Origin of the sequence: Campylobacter sputorum, from assembly GCF_002220775.1 — a bacterium.
Taxonomy (GTDB): Bacteria; Campylobacterota; Campylobacteria; order Campylobacterales; family Campylobacteraceae; genus Campylobacter_F; species Campylobacter_F bovis.
Genome location: NZ_CP019685.1, coordinates 916578 through 935403 on the forward strand (window position 1 = coordinate 916578; position 18826 = coordinate 935403).

Annotated in this window: 20 protein-coding genes and 1 tRNA gene; 20 read left to right on the top strand and 1 reads right to left on the bottom strand. The window is 28.8% G+C overall.

Annotation, left to right across the window (positions count from 1 at the left end):
* Positions 1-3 precede the first annotated feature (3 nt).
* The 12 genes from rplI to pgeF all read left to right on the top strand — a co-directional run bounded on the left by rplI (position 4) and on the right by pgeF (position 11734).
* Entirely contained in the window at positions 4-450 is a 447-nt protein-coding gene (gene rplI, locus CSPB_RS04600) for a 50S ribosomal protein L9 (protein WP_033916634.1), read from the top strand.
* Entirely contained in the window at positions 451-996 is a 546-nt protein-coding gene (gene hslV / locus CSPB_RS04605) for an ATP-dependent protease subunit HslV (RefSeq protein ID WP_089193338.1), read from the top strand.
* Positions 996-2318, top strand: a complete 1323-nt coding sequence (hslU, locus tag CSPB_RS04610; RefSeq protein ID WP_089193339.1) for an ATP-dependent protease ATPase subunit HslU — start codon at positions 996-998, stop codon at positions 2316-2318. Before hslV ends, hslU begins: the two co-directional genes overlap by 1 nt.
* The gene (era, locus tag CSPB_RS04615; protein WP_089193340.1) at positions 2315-3181 is read left to right on the top strand and encodes a GTPase Era; all 867 of its coding nucleotides are present in this window, start codon (positions 2315-2317) and stop codon (positions 3179-3181) included. The genes hslU and era overlap by 4 nt, the downstream gene beginning before the upstream one ends.
* Positions 3182-3248: 67 nt before the next feature.
* Positions 3249-4763, top strand: a complete 1515-nt coding sequence (locus tag CSPB_RS04620) for a hypothetical protein (protein WP_089193341.1) — start codon at positions 3249-3251, stop codon at positions 4761-4763.
* Positions 4760-5407 carry a type 4a pilus biogenesis protein PilO gene (pilO, locus tag CSPB_RS04625; protein WP_089193342.1) on the top strand — a complete coding sequence of 216 codons (648 nt, stop codon included), beginning with the start codon at positions 4760-4762 and terminating at the stop codon, positions 5405-5407. The genes CSPB_RS04620 and pilO overlap by 4 nt, the downstream gene beginning before the upstream one ends.
* Before the next feature lies 1 nt (position 5408).
* Entirely contained in the window at positions 5409-5843 is a 435-nt protein-coding gene (locus CSPB_RS04630; RefSeq protein WP_089193343.1) for a hypothetical protein, read from the top strand.
* Positions 5821-7422, top strand: a complete 1602-nt coding sequence (mshL, locus tag CSPB_RS04635) for a pilus (MSHA type) biogenesis protein MshL (protein WP_089193344.1) — start codon at positions 5821-5823, stop codon at positions 7420-7422. Before CSPB_RS04630 ends, mshL begins: the two co-directional genes overlap by 23 nt.
* A gap of 50 nt (positions 7423-7472) precedes the next feature.
* Positions 7473-9212 (top strand): GspE/PulE family protein, encoded by a 1740-nt coding sequence (locus CSPB_RS04640; protein WP_089193345.1) that lies wholly within the window; start codon positions 7473-7475, stop codon positions 9210-9212.
* Positions 9209-10450 carry a type II secretion system F family protein gene (locus CSPB_RS04645; protein WP_089193346.1) on the top strand — a complete coding sequence of 414 codons (1242 nt, stop codon included), beginning with the start codon at positions 9209-9211 and terminating at the stop codon, positions 10448-10450. The genes CSPB_RS04640 and CSPB_RS04645 overlap by 4 nt, the downstream gene beginning before the upstream one ends.
* Position 10451: 1 nt before the next feature.
* On the top strand, positions 10452-11060 hold the full coding sequence (gene ribE / locus CSPB_RS04650; RefSeq protein WP_089193347.1) for a riboflavin synthase: 609 nt from the start codon (positions 10452-10454) through the stop codon (positions 11058-11060).
* Positions 11060-11734, top strand: coding sequence for a peptidoglycan editing factor PgeF (gene pgeF / locus CSPB_RS04655; protein WP_089193348.1), 675 nt, complete (start codon positions 11060-11062; stop codon positions 11732-11734). Before ribE ends, pgeF begins: the two co-directional genes overlap by 1 nt.
* A 20-nt stretch (positions 11735-11754) precedes the next feature.
* Here the strand turns inward: pgeF and rpsO are convergent, their stop codons facing one another.
* On the bottom strand, positions 11755-12027 hold the full coding sequence (gene rpsO, locus CSPB_RS04660; RefSeq protein ID WP_033916645.1) for a 30S ribosomal protein S15: 273 nt from the start codon (positions 12025-12027) through the stop codon (positions 11755-11757).
* A 147-nt stretch (positions 12028-12174) separates the two neighbouring features.
* Between rpsO and CSPB_RS04665 the strand changes: the two genes are divergently transcribed.
* From CSPB_RS04665 to CSPB_RS08815, 8 genes are all read left to right on the top strand, one after another.
* Positions 12175-12579 carry an RrF2 family transcriptional regulator gene (locus tag CSPB_RS04665; protein ID WP_089193349.1) on the top strand — a complete coding sequence of 135 codons (405 nt, stop codon included), beginning with the start codon at positions 12175-12177 and terminating at the stop codon, positions 12577-12579.
* A 69-nt stretch (positions 12580-12648) separates the two neighbouring features.
* Entirely contained in the window at positions 12649-14745 is a 2097-nt protein-coding gene (gene flhA, locus CSPB_RS04670) for a flagellar biosynthesis protein FlhA (RefSeq protein WP_227484223.1), read from the top strand.
* A gap of 8 nt (positions 14746-14753) precedes the next feature.
* Positions 14754-15779 (top strand): DHH family phosphoesterase, encoded by a 1026-nt coding sequence (locus CSPB_RS04675; RefSeq protein ID WP_089193351.1) that lies wholly within the window; start codon positions 14754-14756, stop codon positions 15777-15779.
* On the top strand, positions 15776-16009 hold the full coding sequence (locus tag CSPB_RS04680) for a hypothetical protein (RefSeq protein WP_033916649.1): 234 nt from the start codon (positions 15776-15778) through the stop codon (positions 16007-16009). Before CSPB_RS04675 ends, CSPB_RS04680 begins: the two co-directional genes overlap by 4 nt.
* 75 nt (positions 16010-16084) lie before the next feature.
* Positions 16085-16161, top strand: a tRNA-Ile gene (locus CSPB_RS04685).
* 283 nt (positions 16162-16444) lie between these two features.
* Positions 16445-16723 carry an Arm DNA-binding domain-containing protein gene (locus tag CSPB_RS04690; RefSeq protein WP_089193352.1) on the top strand — a complete coding sequence of 93 codons (279 nt, stop codon included), beginning with the start codon at positions 16445-16447 and terminating at the stop codon, positions 16721-16723.
* Positions 16724-17372: 649 nt separating this feature from the next.
* On the top strand, positions 17373-17609 hold the full coding sequence (locus CSPB_RS04695) for a hypothetical protein (protein ID WP_089193353.1): 237 nt from the start codon (positions 17373-17375) through the stop codon (positions 17607-17609).
* 450 nt (positions 17610-18059) lie between these two features.
* Positions 18060-18725, top strand: a complete 666-nt coding sequence (locus tag CSPB_RS08815) for an AAA family ATPase (RefSeq protein ID WP_235606525.1) — start codon at positions 18060-18062, stop codon at positions 18723-18725.
* Positions 18726-18826 lie beyond the last annotated feature (101 nt).

Here is an 18826-nt window from a genome sequence, read left to right on the forward strand (position 1 = left end):
TTTATGAAAGTTTTATTGATAAAAGATGTAAAATCTCTTGGAAAAGCAGGAGAAATAAAAGAAGTAAAAGATGGATATGGTAATAATTTTTTGATAGCAAAAGGTTTTGCAAAAGCTGCAACCACAGAAGTTTTAAGAAAATATGAATCTGATCAAAAAAGAAAAGCAGAAGAATTAAGATACGAGATTGAAAGTGCTAACAAACTAAAAGATGAGATTGAAAAAATCACACTAACTATAAAAAAATCTATTGGAGAAAATGGGTCTTTATTTGGCTCTGTTACAAAAGATGAGATAGCAAATGAACTTTATGAACAACATAAATACAAAATAGATAAAAAAAGTTTTGATATAAGTGAGCACATAAAAAGCACTGGAATTTATGATATAAAAGTAAAATTAGGCAATTCTATAAGTGCAAATTTAAAAGTAAATGTGGAGGGCGAATAGGTGTTTCACGCTACAACAATACTTGCTTATAAAGGTAAAAATTGCTCAGTTGTTGGAGGAGATGGGCAAGTTACATTTGGAAATACGGTTTTAAAAGGTAGTGCTACAAAAATAAGACAAATAGGCAAAAACAAAAGCGTTCTTGCTGGATTTGCCGGAAGCACTGCTGATGCTTTTAATCTTTTTGATATGTTTGAACAATGCTTAGACTCAGCAAAAGGTGAACTTGAAAAAGCTGTAATAAATTTTAGTAAAGAGTGGAGAAAAGATAAATATCTTAGAAAATTAGAAGCTATGATGCTTGTAGTTGATAGAAAAAACATATTTTTACTAAGTGGAAACGGAGATGTTGTAGTTCCTGATGATGATAAATTAGCAGCTATAGGAAGCGGTGGAAATTATGCACTTTCCGCTGCTAGAGCCTTAGATAAATTTGCAAATTTAAGCGAGGAAGAACTTGTAAAAGAAAGCCTAAAAATAGCTGGAGAAATTTGCATTTATACAAACAATAACATTAAAACTTTTACAATCAAGGATGAAAAATAATGATTTACACGCCAAAGCAAACTGTTGAGTTTTTGGATCAATACATAATCGGACAAAAAAATGCGAAAAAAACCATAGCAGTTGCACTTAGAAACAGATATAGGAGAATGCAACTTCCAAAAGAACTTCAAGATGATATAATCCCAAAAAATATACTCATGATAGGCTCAACCGGGGTAGGAAAAACCGAAATTGCAAGAAGATTATCAAAAATGTTAGCTCTGCCTTTTATAAAAATAGAAGCCAGTAAATACACTGAAGTTGGTTTTGTAGGTAGAGATGTGGAATCTATGGTAAGGGATTTAGCAGCCGCAGCAGTAAATTTAGTAAAACATGAACATATAGAAAAAAATGCCGATAAGATAAGAGAATATATAGAAAATAAAATCATAGAAAAACTTCTTCCGCCACTTCCAAAAGGAGCTAGCGAAGAAAAACAAAATGATTATAAAATAAGCTATAACAAAATGCTTGAAAAATTTAAAAACGGAAAACTCGATGATTTAGATATACAAATAGAAGTTAGTGAAAGCACAGTTCAATCAGATGCGTCTCTTCCACCAGAAATGGCATCAATCCAAGAAAATTTTATAAAAGTTATAGGAATAAGCAGTAAAAAAGTTAAAAAAGATATGAAAGTAAAGGATGCTAAAATAGCTCTTAAAAACGAGGCTAGCGATAAAATACTAGATATGGAAAGCATAAAAATAGAAGCTATAAAAAGAGCGGCAAACGAAGGCATTATATTTATAGATGAGATAGATAAAGTAGCAGTTTCAAGCTCAAATTCAAATCGTCAAGATCCAAGCAAAGAAGGTGTTCAAAGAGATTTACTACCTATAGTTGAAGGTTCTAGTGTAAATACCAAATTTGGCGTTTTAAATACTGATCATATACTTTTTATAGCTGCTGGAGCATTTCATATAAGCAAGCCAAGTGATTTAATACCTGAACTTCAAGGCAGATTTCCGCTTAGAGTAGAACTCGATAGCCTAGATGAAGACGCACTTTATGACATATTAACAAAACCAAAAAATTCTCTTTTAAAACAATACATTTCACTTTTAAAAACAGAAGATGTTGAGCTTAAATTTGACGATGATGCCATAAAAGCTATAGCAAAAATAGCAGCAAATGCAAATAACAAAATAGAAGATATCGGAGCAAGAAGATTACATACTGTTATAGAAAAAGTTCTTGAGGATATAAGCTTTGAAGCTGATGAATACAAAGGGAAATCAGTTATCATAACAAAAGAAATGGTAGAAGAAAAACTGCAAGATATTTGTGAAAATGAAGATTTGGCAAGGTATATACTTTGAAAAGCGGTTTTGTAAGCTTAGTTGGCAGAACAAATTCTGGTAAAAGTAGCCTGCTTAACTATCTTTTAAACGAGAAAATCGCTATGGTTTCTCATAAAATAAATGCAACAAGACGCAAAATAAGTGGAATTGTGATGCACGAAGATAATCAAATCATTTTCACAGACACTCCAGGACTTCATGAAAGCAACAAAACACTAAATTCTTTTATGATAGATGAAGCTAAAAAAATGATAGGTGATTGTGATTTGATAGTTTTTCTTGCTTGTATTCATGATTCATTGCAAAACTATGAAAAGTTTTTATCGCTTGAGAGAAAAAATCCGCATATATTATTATTAACCAAAATAGACGAATCTGATGATAAAAAGATATTGCATAAAATAACAGAATATCAAAAATACCAAAATGAATTTTTATCTCTAATCCCGATTAATACAAAAAAGCAAATTTTTAAAAAATTGATACTAGATGAGATATGCAAATTTCTGCCAACTCACGAATATTATTATGATCCGCAAATAATTAGCACAAATAACCAAAAAGATATTATAAGAGATCTTATTTTAGAAGCTGTGTATGAAAATGTAAGTGATGAAGTGCCTTATTGTAGCGATGTAAAGATTGATAAGATTATAGAAAAAAACGATATAACTGAAATTTATGCCACCATATACACTGATACAAAAAGCCATAAATCCATATTAATTGGTAAAAATGGCGAAACTTCAAAGCGTATAGGAATAACATCAAGAAAGACAATATCTAACTTTTTACAAAAAAAAGTGTTCATAAATATAAAGATAGATATCATAAAAAACTGGACAAAAGATTTAAATTTAATAAAAAATTTAAATAATTAGATTTTTTTATGTTTATTTTTTTTTTTTTTGATATAATGCAAAGTTAATAAAAATAAAGTTTGGAATAATGATAAAAAAACAAAAAACGAATAAATATATAACAACTATTGATGTTGCAGAAAATACTGCGTTTAACTTTAAAGAAAACAGAGTTAGTATACATGATTTGTTACAGCCACCCGAAAAAAATGATTTTTATATATCTTATTTACCTTATAATGAGGCAAAAGCAAACACTATTATAGAAATTCCAAGTTCTACTCCAGAAGAAGATATAGCAAACATTATAACTATAAAAGCATATGAAGAACAAAATTTAGATCCAAATGAAGAGTATAAAATTTCCTATATAGAGGTTTTAAACACAAACAGTCAAGATGTTAGAAGTTTTAATATATTTGTCATAGAAAACTCGAAACTAAACACTATATTTTCAAATATCGTTGATAAAAAGAAATATATAGATTATATCGCATATGCACCACTTTTAGTAAAATCATTATATACTAAAAATATTTTGCCAAGTAGCAGTTGTGATTGTTTTATAGTTATGATGAAAAACGAAGCCTTTTTAACTATATATAACAACGCAGAATATGTTCACTCTCGATCTTTTAGATATTCTTTAAGATATTTAAGCGAAAAATATGCGGAATTAAATACAAGCAGAATTAATGAAGAATCTTTTTTTCAAGCTCTTATGCAAGATGGATTAAATAATAGCGATCAAAATTTACATCAAATTTTTGAAGATATGATTTATTATATATCAGATCTTACAAAAAATATATCTAGAATGCAAAATATCTCTATTGATAATATCTACATATACACAGATATAGGAAATATACCAAAATTTAACGAATTGGTAGAAAATATAACAGAAATAAAAACTAACGATTTTTCTTTTGATATAACAATAAATTCAAAAACATTAAAATTAAACATTTTTCATAATCTTATGTTTTTAACAGCACAAAACTACATCGAATATAAAAATGATGAGTTTAATTTCTCAACATTTTTAAGACCACCTCCTCTTTTTCAAAGAGACTCAGGAAAACTTATATTAACGATATTAGTAGCTATTTTGCTTTCTACTAGTATTCCTATTTATAATTATATAAATGCTTTTATCTTAAATTTACAAACAAAATATATGAAAGAAGAGCTTTTGATAAAAGATGCTAGAAAAAGACAAATAGAAGTACAACTAGCCACAATTAAAAAAGAACAAGAAGCTGTTGATAAGATAATACAAGCAGAAAATGAAAAACTAGAATTTAGAAAAAAGTTATTAAACGAACTATATAATAAAAAAGAAAATTATCCTATGAAAAGTATTGCATTACACAATCTATCAATACTTATCAACAAATACAATACAAAAGTCTATCAGATAAACAACACAGATAATAATCTAACAGTCACTATAAGAAGTGATAGCGATACGAAATTAACAGAACTTATAAAAGAAATAAGCAAAACAAAATCATATTCAGTATCTACAAAACAAATTGCATTAGATGAAAACGATACAAGAACATATGAAAGCAATGTTACTATAAGGATAAATCAGTGAATAAAATATCATATATAGATAAGATTGATAACTATTTTTCTCTAAAAACAAAAAACGAAACTTCTTTGATATTTATGGGAATTTTTTCAATTGTTGCTTTTATTTTTTATATATTGCTTTTCGATCCTTCTATCTATGAAATAGAAGATGCTCAAAAAAACTATAATATTACATACAAAAACCTAACAGATACAAATCAATACCTGCAAAGCGTTTCTCAAAACAATGATGATAATTTTTTAGTAAATCAAAAAATAGCGGCTCTTAATAACTCAAAACAAAATTTGCAAAGCATAAAAGATGCAAACAAATATTTTGACGATAAATTAACACAATTATCTTATCTACTATTTAATGAACAAAATTGGGCTATATTTTTAAACACAATCTCAAATTTAGCAAATGAAAACAATATAAAAATACAAAAAATAAAAAATGAATTTAAAATACTAACTCCGCAAAAAATACAACAAGCTTTAAATATAAGTATAGATTTAGAAGGTAAATTTGATAATATTTTAGAGTTTATAAATTCTATAGAAGAATCAAAACTTATAGTAGATATTCATAAAATGGATATAGTAGCTACACAAAATAGTCTTATTGGCAAGATAGATATTTCTGTATGGGGAGTAAAATATTAACATGGAAAAAATAGTAAATATTTTTATATTTTTAATCCTTGGTTTATCTTTTTCATTTGGTGGTCAAAATAATCAAATATCAGATATGATAAAACATTATGAAGGGCTTTTTAACTCTTTAGATAAAGCTAGAAAAGGTCTTAGTGATAAAGAGTTAAGCCAATCCGTAGATCCATTTATAAGTATAAAAAATACACCTATAGTTACTTACGACCAACCATCTATAAATTTAGAACAAGAGCCGGAATACGCTTTGTATGCCATATTAAACAACAAAGCAAAAATAAATGATACTTGGTATAGCATTGGCGATGATGTTAGAGGATACAAATTAAATGCCATACTAAAAAATAGTGTTAAATTAACTAAAAACAACGAAACTTTAACTTTAAATTTAGTAAAAGGAAATGAGAATGTCATTATATCAGATAATTAAAAAAAATAAATTGATATATATAGTTTGCGTTTTACTTATGGCAACTTCATTATATGCAAATTGCGAAAATAGACTTTTTAACCTAAAGGTAAGTCAAAAAGTAACATTAAATGAAATTTTAAATCAATTTTCAGATATGTGTAATTTTAGCATAATCACAAAAGACCAGAATGCAACTATGCTACTAAATAACGAAGTTTCTAGTATAAATATAAAAAATTTAAAACTAGATCAAATTTTTAATTTACTTCTTGCAGAAAAAAACATTAATTATAATTTTGATAAAAATATTTTAAAAATTTCATCACTAGATACAAAAACATTCAAAATAGACTACATCACCTCAATAAGAGAAGGAACTGCTGTTATAAAAGCTTCTGTTGACTCAGCTCCAGTTGAAGTTGGAGAAGAAGATAATCTTAATCATAGTAATAATAATAACTTAGAAAACCTAGATAACTCTATAAAAACAACAGAAAAATTTGATTTTTGGGCAAATTTACAAGCTGAGCTTTTAGCTGTTTTAAATAATGGATCAGAAAGTATAAAAGCACCAATGCCTATTATAAATCAAAATGCGGGACTCATAACCGTAACTGGCACAAAATCTCAACTAGATAGAATAGAAGAGTATATAAAACTTATGCAACAAAGACTCAAAAAACAAGTCATATTAGATGTTAATATTATATCTGTTGAGCTAGAAAATGAGTATAAAAAAGGAGTTGATTGGAGTAAATTTCAAATAGGATTTAATTCATATTTAGGAAATGATCCAACAAAACCAAGCGGATACACTTGGGGAAATAGAAATGAAAGATCGGTTATAACAAAAGGACCAAAATATGACAATGGTATATTAAGCGAAGCTGGAACTTGGGCATGGGACACATTTCCTGGTTTAAAATCTAGTCAATCAAATGGTGCTTGGCGAATAGGTGCAAATGTAAATTTTAACCTTGATGGCGTTTTAAATTTCCTAGAAACAAAAGGAAGAACAAAAGTAGTATCAAGTCCAAAAGTTATGACTCTAAATAATCAACAAGCTTTGATAACAGTTGGAGATAATATAAATTATAGAGTTCAAGAAGAATCAACAAACGATAATACTATAGGCGGAAGAACTAATTTTACTTGGAAGCAGTATTCTGTTTTTATAGGAATTTTGTTAAATATTTTACCTTCTATTAGCGATGATGATAAAATAATGCTTAGGATAAACCCATCTTTAAGTAACTTTAAATACGACCAAGATAACGCATATCAAGGCAATTTAGAACCTAGAGTTATAGCTCCAGATACATTACAAAAAAAGCTTTCTACTGTAGTTCAGGTAAATAATGGCGATACAGTTATCATAGGTGGTCTTATAGGAGAAACTAAAGGTAAAGATAATACAAAAGTTCCTTTTTTAGGTGATTTACCATATATAGGAAATCTTTTTAGTAGCACAAGAGATAAAGTTAGCACAACTGAGTTAATATTTTTAGTTACACCAAGAATCATAGAAACTACAAGTACTCCAGTTCAAGAAACAGTAAGGGAATTAGGTTTTTCCAAATCTTTAATCAATCAGTAATTATATACAGCTATAATTCATTATAGCTGTATATTTAGGAGACTTTTTAAATGAAAGAGAGTTATAAAACATTTATAAATCAACTTATAAAAGACAAAAAAATCTCACAATCGCAACAAGAAGAAATTTTTGCAAAACTAGAAAATAACAATAATTTTGAACATATAATAAACGAATATATAAGCAAAGATGGGTTTGCTAGTACCCTAGTTGATTTATATAGAAGACAAAGGGTAGATATAAGTAGTATCGAAAACGATTTTACTCAAGATATAAAAGAATTTTTAAAACTAGTCTCAAATAGGTTTAAATTTACTTTTTATAATCTAGATAGTATTGATATAGATTATAGAATATCAGAAAAAACAAATTTATCTCAGCTAAAAAAATTTGGTGCAATGCCAATAAAAGAAGATGAGATAAATATCTATGTGGCTTTTAAAAATCCCTTTGATTTAAACTCGCAAGATGCGATACAACATATCTTTAACAGAAAATTGCTAAAGATAGTTGTAGCCGATCCAGCCCAAATAGATAAATATTTAAGCAAAGTAGAATTAAATGAAAATATAAAAGGTATTATAAATGAAATAAGAAAAGAGATCTCAAGTTCCGCAAATGATGATAGCACAAATGTTAGCGGCATATTAAGATTGATTGAAATTATATTAAAAACATCAATAACATCAAGGGCAAGTGATATACATATAGAACCAACAGAGACAAATTGCATAGTAAGAAGCCGTATAGACGGGATGCTAACAGAACTTTTCATATTTGATAAAGATATTTATCCTCCAATGGTATCTCGCATTAAGTTACTTTCAAATATGGATATAGCAGAAAGAAGAAAGCCACAAGATGGCAGATTTTCAGCTCAAATTTTAGACAAAGAGTATGATTTTCGTATCTCAACTTTGCCTGTTTTAAATGGCGAAAGTATAGTTTTAAGGATACTTGATAAATCAAAAGTTATAATTAGTCTAGACAATTTAGGAATGCACCCTCAAAATTTAGCCAAATTTAATACAGCCATTAAATCTCCTTATGGAATCATACTTGTAACTGGACCAACTGGTAGCGGTAAAACAACTACATTATACGCTGCACTAAATGACCTAAAAAGCATAACAACAAAAATAATCACAGTCGAAGATCCGGTTGAATACCAGCTAAATATGATTCAACAAGTTCATGTAAATGAAAAAGTTGGACTATCTTTTTCTTCAGCTCTAAGATCGATATTAAGACAAGATCCTGATATAATAATGATAGGAGAAATTAGAGATCAAGAAACATTAAGAATAGCTATACAATCAGCACTAACAGGGCACTTAGTCTTTTCTACATTACACACAAATGATGCAATATCGTCCATTACAAGAATGATAGATATGGGAATAGAACCTTATCTTATAAGCGGATCCATAGTGTGTATAGAAGCTCAAAGACTTGTTAGAAAATTATGTCCTTATTGCAAACAACCTATAAATTTACCAGATGCTACATTGCAAACCATAGAAAAATATCTTCCACAAAATTATCAATTTTATAAAAATGTAGGTTGCGAAAAATGTTCACAAACTGGATATCTTGGCAGAGAAATGATAAGTGAAATTTTACCAGTAGGCGACAAAATGTCTAGCTTAATAGCATCAAACGCTTCAAAAGATGATTTAAAACATATGGCATACGAAGAAGGATTTATAGATATGTTTCACGATGGAATTCTAAGAGCAGCTAGAGGAATAACAACATATGAAGAAATTTTAAGGGTTGCTAAAACATGAAAATATATGAAGTAGAATACATAAGTAACAATAAAAAGCATAAAATGAAACTAAGTGCTGTAAATAAAACTCAAGCTATGAATATAGCTAGAAAAAATGGCACTGTAACCAAAATAGGCGAAATACAATCGACTTCATTATCTGCCCAATTTGAAGAAGGTAAAGATAAAATACTTAATTTTATATCTGGATCAAAGGTAAAAACACCAAATTTAATTTCATGTGTAAGACAACTAGCTGTTATGATAAACGCTGGTATCCCTATAGTAGACTCAATAAAAGAAATAGTAGCTTCTACAGAGGACAAAAAATTAAAAAATATTTTCGCATCTGTTAATGAAATGCTAGATAACGGACAAAATTTTGCAGATTCTATGGAAAAATACAAAGATCAAGTTGGAGATATAGTTATTGCTATGATAAGGCTTGGTGAAAGTACTGGTAAATTAGCAGAATCTCTAAATAATCTAGCAAATATACTAGATGATGTTTGGAAGAATAAACAAAATGTCAAAAAAGCCTTAAGATACCCTACTTTTGTTATAGTTTCTATAGCTGGAGCTTTTACTTTTTTAATGTTAGCAATAGTTCCAAAATTTAAAGCTATATTTGATGAACTTGGTGCAAATTTACCACTTCCAACCATACTTCTCTTAAAAATTGAATATGCCCTTAGTAATTATGGTATTTTCATACTTGCTGGATTATTTTTAGCTTTTGTATTTGCAAAACACCAATACAAAACAAACGATAAATTTAGAGCATCTTTTGATACATTTATAGTAAATAAAGTTTATCTTATTAAAAATATACTATTTTATTCTAGTATGTATAGATTTAACTTGATTTTTGGGGAGCTTATTAATGCTGGTATTCCTATATCTAAAGCATTAAATACTGCTACTATGACTATTCCAAATTTTTATATAAACAAAAGACTATCTTCTGTTAGCACATCTATACAAAATGGTAAGAATTTTACTCAAAGTATAATAGAAACAGAACTATATGAAAGCATGCTTATTCAAATGATAAAAGCAGGAGAGATGGGCGGTAATTTAGAAGAAATGATGGAAAAAGTAACAGCTTATTATAAAACTAAATTTGATGATATTATAGAAAATATATCAAGCTATATAGAACCTATTTTAATATTTGCTATTGCCGGTATGGTAGTTTTATTAGCACTTGGAATTTTTATGCCTATGTGGGATCTTGGATCAGCTGTAAGAAGTTAAGATGTTTAATGGATTAATAAGAGAAATAGGCAAAGTTACAAGCTATAATCAAAATATATTAACATTAAAATCAAATTTAAAACCAAATTTGGGAGATAGTATATCTATAAACGGAGCTTGCCTTAGCGTTGTAAAAGCATTTGAGGGCGGATTTAGTGTAGAAATAAGCTCACAAAGTAAAAAAATGCTAGCCTTGCAAAATTACAAAGACAGAGTTCATTTAGAACCAGCAATGAAGCTTGGAGATAGTATTGACGGGCATTTATTACAAGGTCATATAGATGGTATTGGAGAAATTTATGCTATAAATAAAAACTCAAATGGAACAGATTTTTTTATAAAACTTCCTCAAGAGCTGATGAAATTTACCTCTCCGCAAGGAAGTATAGCCATAGATGGAGTTAGCCTTACTATAGCCCAAACTATGCAAGATTCAATAAGAATATGTGTAATACCCATAACCATGAGAGATACTCTGTTTGGCAGTTTTAGTATCGGCAGAAAAGTAAATATAGAAACTGATATGTTTGCAAGATATATTTATAAAATAATATCTAATAAAAATACTACTACTTGGGATGATATAGATAAAATAATGAGTATTTATTAATGAGTATATTTTACGGCTTTAGCGATACTAAAGGCGGTGTATCAAATGGAAATTATAGTAGTTTAAATTTAGGACTACATGTAAATGATGACGAAAATTTAGTCATACAAAATAGAGAAATTTTTGCAAATAAATTAGGTTTTAAAAGTGTAAATTTGGTATTTATGAATCAAATTCACTCAGATAATATCTGCATAATAGATAAAATGCCCTACCAAGCTCCAACTTGCGATGCAATAATCACAAATTTAAAAAACGCAGTTTTATGTGTTATGGTAGCAGATTGTATGCCAGTGCTACTATTTGATAAATCAAAACAAATTATATCAGCCGTGCATTTAGGAAGAGCTGGAATTTGTGCAAATTTACTAACAAAAGTAATTCAAAAAATGATAGCTAAATTTGAATGCAAAATAGATGATTTAAAACTAATAGTTGGTCCACATATTCAAGGAAAATGTTATGAAATAGGAAATTTAAATCTTGAAACATTTAATAAATTTAAAAAAGATGGAAATTTTTATATGAATAAAGCGCTACTTAGTGAGATAAACGAAATCGGGCTAAAAGATTATAAGATAAGTAAGACTTGCACACATTGTGATAAAAATTATTTTTCATATAGAAGAGATAAAATAACAGGAAGATTTTGTGGGTATATTTATATAAAATAACCCCGTAAAAACGGGGGAAATTATTTGTCTTTTAAACCTAATTCTTCAATAAGTTTAATATAAGCATTATAATCTTTACTTTTAAAATATTTCATAAGACGCTTTCTTTGTCCTACCATTTTTAAAAGACCAAGGCGAGAACTGAAATCTTTTTTATAAATTTTCAAATGCTCGGTTAAATCACTTATCCTTTTTGTAAGAAGTGCGATTTGAACTTCTGGTGAACCTGTATCACCACTTTTTCTAGCAAATTTTGCAACTATTTCTGCTTTTGTAGCCGAATCCAAAGCCATTTTAGACCTCCTGATTGGTAAAATTAAACTTTGATTATATCCAAAGAACTTAAAATTATGCTGAATTATGTAAAATACAGAGCCGTTTAATATAAATTATAGTAAAAACAAGCTAAAATACTTCCTTGAAGATTTTAAAGGAGTATCATGCTTTTTACAAAGGCTAGCGAATATGCACTTTTATCTTTGATTTTACTTGCAAAATCAAATAATCCAAAAGATGTAGAAAATATATCAAAAGAATTAAATATATCAAAAAGTTTTTTAGCAAAAATTTTACAAAATCTTGCAAAAAATGGTGTTTTAAAATCTACTCGTGGAATAAATGGCGGTTTTTCACTAGCTAAAGATCCAAAACAAATAACAATAGCAAGCATTATAGAGTATGTGGAAAAACGCCCTACAAATGTTTTTGAATGTTCTGGAGATATAGAAAATTGTCATAATCAAAATGGTGATATTTGCACTATTTGGCCTATTTTTAGCAAACTTCAAAACATTGTAGATGATTTTTTAAAAAAAATAACATTAAAAGATATTATGCAAAAGTAGATAAACTTGGCTAAATCAAAAAATAATATAATAACCCTCATAGCTCCTTTTTTAGAGCCGATTGTAAAAATGAAAAGCCTTTCTATAGTTGCTTTAATCATATCAATTATAGCAATCATCATAGTTCCACTTCCAAGTATAGTGCTTGATTTTTTCCTAGCACTTTCCATATCTTTATCAGTTTTGATTATATTTATTTCGATTTATATACCAAAACCAACCGATCTTACTACATTTCCAACACTTATACTTCTTATAACACTTTTTAGACTCTCTTTGAATATCGCTACAACTAGAATGATATTAAGTGAGGGGCATAAGGGTCCAGATACCGTAAGCGAGATTATCTCGAGTTTTGGACAATTTGTAGTTGGTGGAAATTATGTAATTGGTATCATAGTTTTTACGATACTTGTGCTTATAAATTTTATGGTTGTAACAAAAGGATCGACCAGGGTTAGTGAAGTTCAAGCAAGATTTACACTTGATGCAATGCCTGGAAAACAGATGGCAATAGATGCAGATCTAAATGCCGGTTTGATAGACGAACAAACAGCTAGAAAAAGAAGACAAGAAATTATAGGGGAAGCAAACTTTTATGGAGCAATGGATGGTTCTAGTAAATTTATAAAAGGCGATGCAGTTGCTGGTATCATCATCACTATAGTAAATATAGTTGGTGGTTTTTTGATAGGAACTTTTCAACATGACTTAACTATGGCTGATGCTGCATCAACATATACGATACTAACAATAGGAGATGGACTAGTAAGCCAAATTCCTGGTCTTATCACTTCAACGGCTACTGCTATTATCATAACAAGAGCCAGCAAAGATGATGATAATTTTGCAGAAGGTGTTTTAAAACAACTTCTTGGCGAGTATAGAACTATGTTTATAGTTGGCTTTATACTAGTCATTTTTGCACTAGTTCCAGGACTTCCAACATTTTCTTTGGGTTTCATTGGGTGTATTTTCCTTGGAATGGGATATTTGATGAGAAGATCAAAAGGCGAAGCTCCACTTTTGCTAACACCTAAGAAAAAAGAAGAAATGAAGCAAAAAGCACAACAAGAAGAAGCAACTACAAAACCACCTAAAAAAAGCGAAGAAGAGATAGCAAAAGAAGAAGAAAAACGCATAAACGATATACTAAAATTAGAAATTTTAGAACTTGATTTAGGATATGGACTACTTAAATTAGCAGATAGCGATCTTATAGAAAGAATTAGATCTATGAGAAGAAATATAGCAAATGATCTTGGATTTTTGATGCCGAAAATCCGTATCAGAGATAATTTACAACTTCCGCCAAATGTTTATAATTTCAAATTAAAAGGTATAGTTATAGGAAGTAGCGAAGTTTATCCTGATAAATTTATGGCAATGAGCGATGGGATGGTAAGCGAAGAAATAGAAGGAATTCCTACAAAAGAACCTGCTTTTGGATATGACGCGCTTTGGATAGATGCTAGTGCTAAAGAAGATGCAATGGTAAAAGGATATATACCAATAGAACCAGCAGCAGTTATATCAACCCATATGAGCGAACTTGTAAGACAAAACGCATCTGAGCTTTTAACAAGGCAAGAAACTCAAAATATCTTAGATAAATTAAAAGAAGATTATCCAGTTCTTGTAGATGATACACTAAGGGTTGCAAGTGTTGGATTGATACAAAAAATCCTAAAAGCTCTTTTAAAAGACAATATTCCTATAAAAGATATGTTAAGTATACTTGAAGCTATCGGAGATATGGCAGAATACACTAAAAATCTCGATATGTTAATAGAATATGTTAGAAAATCTCTTTCAAGAGTTATAACATCAATGTATAGCGATGAAAACGGGCAGCTAAATTTCTACATACTAAACTCTGCAGATCAACAAAAACTTATAGATGCTCTTCAGCTAAAAGACGGAAGTTATAATCTAATGCTAAATGTAGCACAAACTAGTGCCGTAGTAACAGCTCTTAGAGATCAAAGAGATAAAAAACCTATAACCCAAAACAATATGGTACTTTGTGTAGAATCTTCTATAAGAAAATTTATCTCAGATATCTGTTCTCAGTTTGGCATAGATATAGTTGTGCTTAGCTTTGCCGAAATTTCGCCAAATACACCTTTTGAAACTCTTGGTGTGATAAATATAGAAAACTTATAAGGATAATAATGAAATTTTTTCACCTCTCACATACAGATTTAGATGGCTACTCAGCACAAATTGTAACAAAAGCTTACTTTGATAATATTACATTTTTTAACTCAAATTATGGAAAAGAAATAGATGAGAAATTTAATCAAATTGTAAATTTACTTGATGATGAAAAATCTATAATTTTAATTACTGATTTAAATTTAACGCCTAAACAATGCGAAGATTTTGAAAATTTAATAAAAGATAAAAATACAAAGCTTTTTTTACTAGATCATCATCAAAGTGGTTTAGAATGCTCGCAGAAATTTAAGTGGTATTATCTTGACAACTCCAGATGTGCAACTCTTATAACATATGATTTTTTTGCATCTATATATGGACAAAAAGAAAACTTACGCGAGTATTGCAAAATGGTAAATGCAGTTGATATATGGTTAAAAGATGATAAATATTTTGAGTTTGGAAAAGTATGTTTAAACCTTGTAGCAAATTCAAAAGAGATAAATAAAGTTATGTTTCAAGACAAATCAAACGAATATATATTTTTCTTACTACGAAAAGCAAATGAATATATGTGGTCACAAAATGCACATATAAATTTAGATGATGATACACACAAAATAAAAAAAGAGTATTTTTTTGATACAACAAATGATACTCTTAGCAATATGATTTCAAATTTCATAGTAAAAAATCTTTCAAATCAAAAAGAGAAATTTATTATAAATTACAGAGAATTTAAAGGCATATTAACGCATAATATCGGAAATACTTCTGTTATAGGAAATGACTTTTTAGTAACAAATCCGGAATTTGATTTTTTTATGGATGTAAGCTCTAAAAAAACAATAAGTCTAAGAGCAAATAATAAAATAGATGTAAGTGCAATGGCGGCTGAACTTTTTAACGGAGGCGGCCATAAAAACGCAAGCGGTGGTTTATTTGCGGCTTTTAAAGATAGTTTTGATTATGAAAATATAAAAAATCAAATAAAAGATCACATTTTAAAAAAAACTACTCAAAATAAGGAAGAAAAATGAAAAATCAAGATACGGAAATTTCACAAGATGAACTAATGTATGAAATTAGCGTTTTATTAGAAGGTCTTTTGTATTATGCTGGAGTAAAAAAAGATAATCTTCAAGAAGCAGTTAAAATTTATGTTGAAAATATCGATGATATTTTAAAAGACAGCAAAGCTGAGGGCGTTGATGAGATTATAGAAGTTATAGAATACATAAAAAAAGAAAATCCAAAACTATTTTTATAAATTTAATAATATTTTTATTATTAAAGCTAAATTTAAATTACTTTTATATAAAATACATTTTCTAATTTGCTAAGTGGGTTCATAGCTCAGTTGGTTAGAGCATCCGGCTCATAACCGGATGGTCGTAGGTTCGAGTCCTACTGAACCCACCACCTACTATTCTTAAAGATTCATATTAATTTGTTTTCACATTTTTAACTACGATATTTAAGCATTTTAATAAAATTCTAAGTCGTATCAGTTTATAACTATTCAGATTAATTCACGAAATTTACTTACCGAAAAAGTTACCTAAAACATAATTTTATACAAAATGATAAAATCAATAACTTTTCAACTACACATCCAAGCAAAGGAGGTGCCTAGCATGAGAGATAGACCAGATATCCACCTAAAAAGACTAAAACCCAAATATAAAGAGTATTTTGAAAGAGATTGAGCAACAATCTCTACATTAGAGTGTATCCAACAAGCTCTAAGAAATTTTACTATCTTTATAGAAACTCTTACAACAAACAAAGAAAAATTGCTATCGGCAACTATGATGAGGTAACTTTAGCTGATGCAAGACAAAAAATTACCGAACTTATCACTCTTAGAGAAAATGGTATAGACGATGTAAAAACTCATCTAGATAGTGAAGCATCCATTGCAAAAGAAGAACTCAGTAATACTTTTGAAAAAATTTACAATGAATTTGCAGATAAAAGATGAAAAATAAATGAAAAAGGCATTATTAGTATAGAAACTGCTAGCAGAAACAGAAGAGAGATAGAAAAGTGGGCGCTTGACAAGATAGGAAATAAGCCGATGAGTTCTACCCATAAAAGAGATATATCTACGCTACTAGTAAAAAGAGCGAAGTCTAGTCTCAAATGGACACATAGGCTACATGGACTATTGAATCAAATTTTAGATATGCTCTATCTTTAGGCTATATAGACAGAAATGTCGTTTCTGATATAAAAATGGATAATATTGTAAAAAGACTAGAGGTTATAAATTCCAAGTCATAACCACAGAGCCCTACTTTACAAACTTATGTAAAGCAATTTATGAAAACAGTAATATAACTACAAAAAACATCTTAAAGTTCATGCTTCACATACCACTTAGATCAAAATGCTGTGTCTTTAAGATGGGATTATGTTGATTTTGATGAAAAACTGCTAACCATACCAGAGAAAGATGAAGGTAAATAATGCAAACATAAGTGATTTTATCTTACAGCTTAGTAATGAGGTTGTTAAAATTCTTAAAAATCAAGAAAAATTTTGTAGGGATTTAGGACTTTTGGAGACTAATTTAGAACCTCTAGCTTAGAGCCTATCGCAGCAAATATATTAATAGAGAACTAGAGCGAATGCGGTTTAATAAAGGCTCAAATTATCAAAGAACTCATAGTTTTAGAAAAACCTATAGTACAACCATCAAGAATGAAAAAGCCTCTAAATTCAGATTTGAGGTAAGAGAGCTGTTTTTAGGAAATCAAATCACACTAGTATATAGCGGAGGAACTACGATGTTAAAAGGGCTTGAAGAAATTGCATCTTGGTGGAGTAGTTTTATCGTGGAGCGAGTTGAAAAAATAGTGCTCTAAAACTTAAAACATCCTTGGTTTCATATATACTTGTTTTTAAAGAACCTTATGGATATTTTTATATAAATTCATACCATACTTATAGCTCTATTTGCCTAAATTCTATTTAGAACAAACTTATTTTTATATTATAATCTTAATGTTAAAATGCTTTTTAGATATGTTCTAGATTCTTTTATGATTAACATAGCTTTTATTTGTATAAAATTTTCAAATCAAATTTTATACAGCTTGATTTTAAATTAGTCTGTTTTTATAAATATGTAATACAATCCATACTTTTTATGATATAATTGTATCTCATTACATAAAAAGAATGAAAGATGCTAGATGAGCTATTTATAAAAAGCAACGCCTTAATCAAACTTAAACAATCAAAAGTTTGAAAGATATTTTAAAAAACTACTGATTTAAAATCACAGGCTAAGCATAATTCTAGGAAGTAGTGGTATCGGTAAAACAACCGCTCTTGCTCAGCTTACAAGCAAAAATAAAGGAAGTCTCTATCTAAGTTTAGATAATATGGAATTTTCAAACGATATCACAACAATAATTGAAGAGTTTGTTTTAAATGGCGGAAAATATCTCTACCTTGATGAAATTCATAAAGACAAAGATATATCTGGAGTGCTTAAATTTGCCTATGATAATTTTAAGGATTTAAATATCGTAGCAACTAGCTCATCAGCTTTGGAAATTCTTAAAAGTTCGCATGATTTAAGCAGAAGAGCTATTATTTATAAAATGCATGGGATGAGTTTTAGGGAGTATTTAAGACTTTTTTACGGTATTAACATCATTCCTTTTAGCTTAGATGCTGTCTTAACCACTCATCAAGATATTACTAGTGATGTTGTGGAGAGCTTAAAAGAAAAAGAGTTATATACAACTAAGCTTTTTAAAGAGTATTTGAAATTTGGATACTACCTATACTATAAAGAGTTGTCAAATGAAATAGTCTTTTTTCAAACCCTAAGGCAAAGTATAGAAGCAACTATTTATAGAGATTTACTTAGCGTATATCCAAACCCAAGTGGCAACACAGCTAGAAAGCTAAAGCTACTACTTCACGCAATTAGTGAAAATGCTCCTACTCTCCAAACTATACTGATTTAAAAAAGATAGTGGATATTAAGGATGATAGAACGCTAAAAGATTATCTTGCTGTGCTAGAATGCTGGACTTATAAGACTTCTAATGAGAGATGAGTTATCACT

What these genes read in the sequence shown, in the direction of transcription:
- rplI (WP_033916634.1), top strand. Translation starts at nt 4, where the DNA reads ATGAAAGTTTTATTGATAAAAGATGTAAAATCTCTTGGAAAAGCAGGA.
- hslU (WP_089193339.1), top strand. Translation starts at nt 996, where the DNA reads ATGATTTACACGCCAAAGCAAACTGTTGAGTTTTTGGATCAATACATA.
- CSPB_RS04620 (WP_089193341.1), top strand. Translation starts at nt 3,249, where the DNA reads ATGATAAAAAAACAAAAAACGAATAAATATATAACAACTATTGATGTT.
- CSPB_RS04630 (WP_089193343.1), top strand. Translation starts at nt 5,409, where the DNA reads ATGGAAAAAATAGTAAATATTTTTATATTTTTAATCCTTGGTTTATCT.
- mshL (WP_089193344.1), top strand. Translation starts at nt 5,821, where the DNA reads ATGTCATTATATCAGATAATTAAAAAAAATAAATTGATATATATAGTT.
- CSPB_RS04640 (WP_089193345.1), top strand. Translation starts at nt 7,473, where the DNA reads ATGAAAGAGAGTTATAAAACATTTATAAATCAACTTATAAAAGACAAA.
- CSPB_RS04645 (WP_089193346.1), top strand. Translation starts at nt 9,209, where the DNA reads ATGAAAATATATGAAGTAGAATACATAAGTAACAATAAAAAGCATAAA.
- ribE (WP_089193347.1), top strand. Translation starts at nt 10,452, where the DNA reads ATGTTTAATGGATTAATAAGAGAAATAGGCAAAGTTACAAGCTATAAT.
- pgeF (WP_089193348.1), top strand. Translation starts at nt 11,060, where the DNA reads ATGAGTATATTTTACGGCTTTAGCGATACTAAAGGCGGTGTATCAAAT.
- rpsO (WP_033916645.1), bottom strand. Translation starts at nt 12,027, where the DNA reads ATGGCTTTGGATTCGGCTACAAAAGCAGAAATAGTTGCAAAATTTGCT.
- CSPB_RS04665 (WP_089193349.1), top strand. Translation starts at nt 12,175, where the DNA reads ATGCTTTTTACAAAGGCTAGCGAATATGCACTTTTATCTTTGATTTTA.
- flhA (WP_227484223.1), top strand. Translation starts at nt 12,649, where the DNA reads ATGAAAAGCCTTTCTATAGTTGCTTTAATCATATCAATTATAGCAATC.
- CSPB_RS04675 (WP_089193351.1), top strand. Translation starts at nt 14,754, where the DNA reads ATGAAATTTTTTCACCTCTCACATACAGATTTAGATGGCTACTCAGCA.
- CSPB_RS04680 (WP_033916649.1), top strand. Translation starts at nt 15,776, where the DNA reads ATGAAAAATCAAGATACGGAAATTTCACAAGATGAACTAATGTATGAA.
- CSPB_RS04695 (WP_089193353.1), top strand. Translation starts at nt 17,373, where the DNA reads ATGCGGTTTAATAAAGGCTCAAATTATCAAAGAACTCATAGTTTTAGA.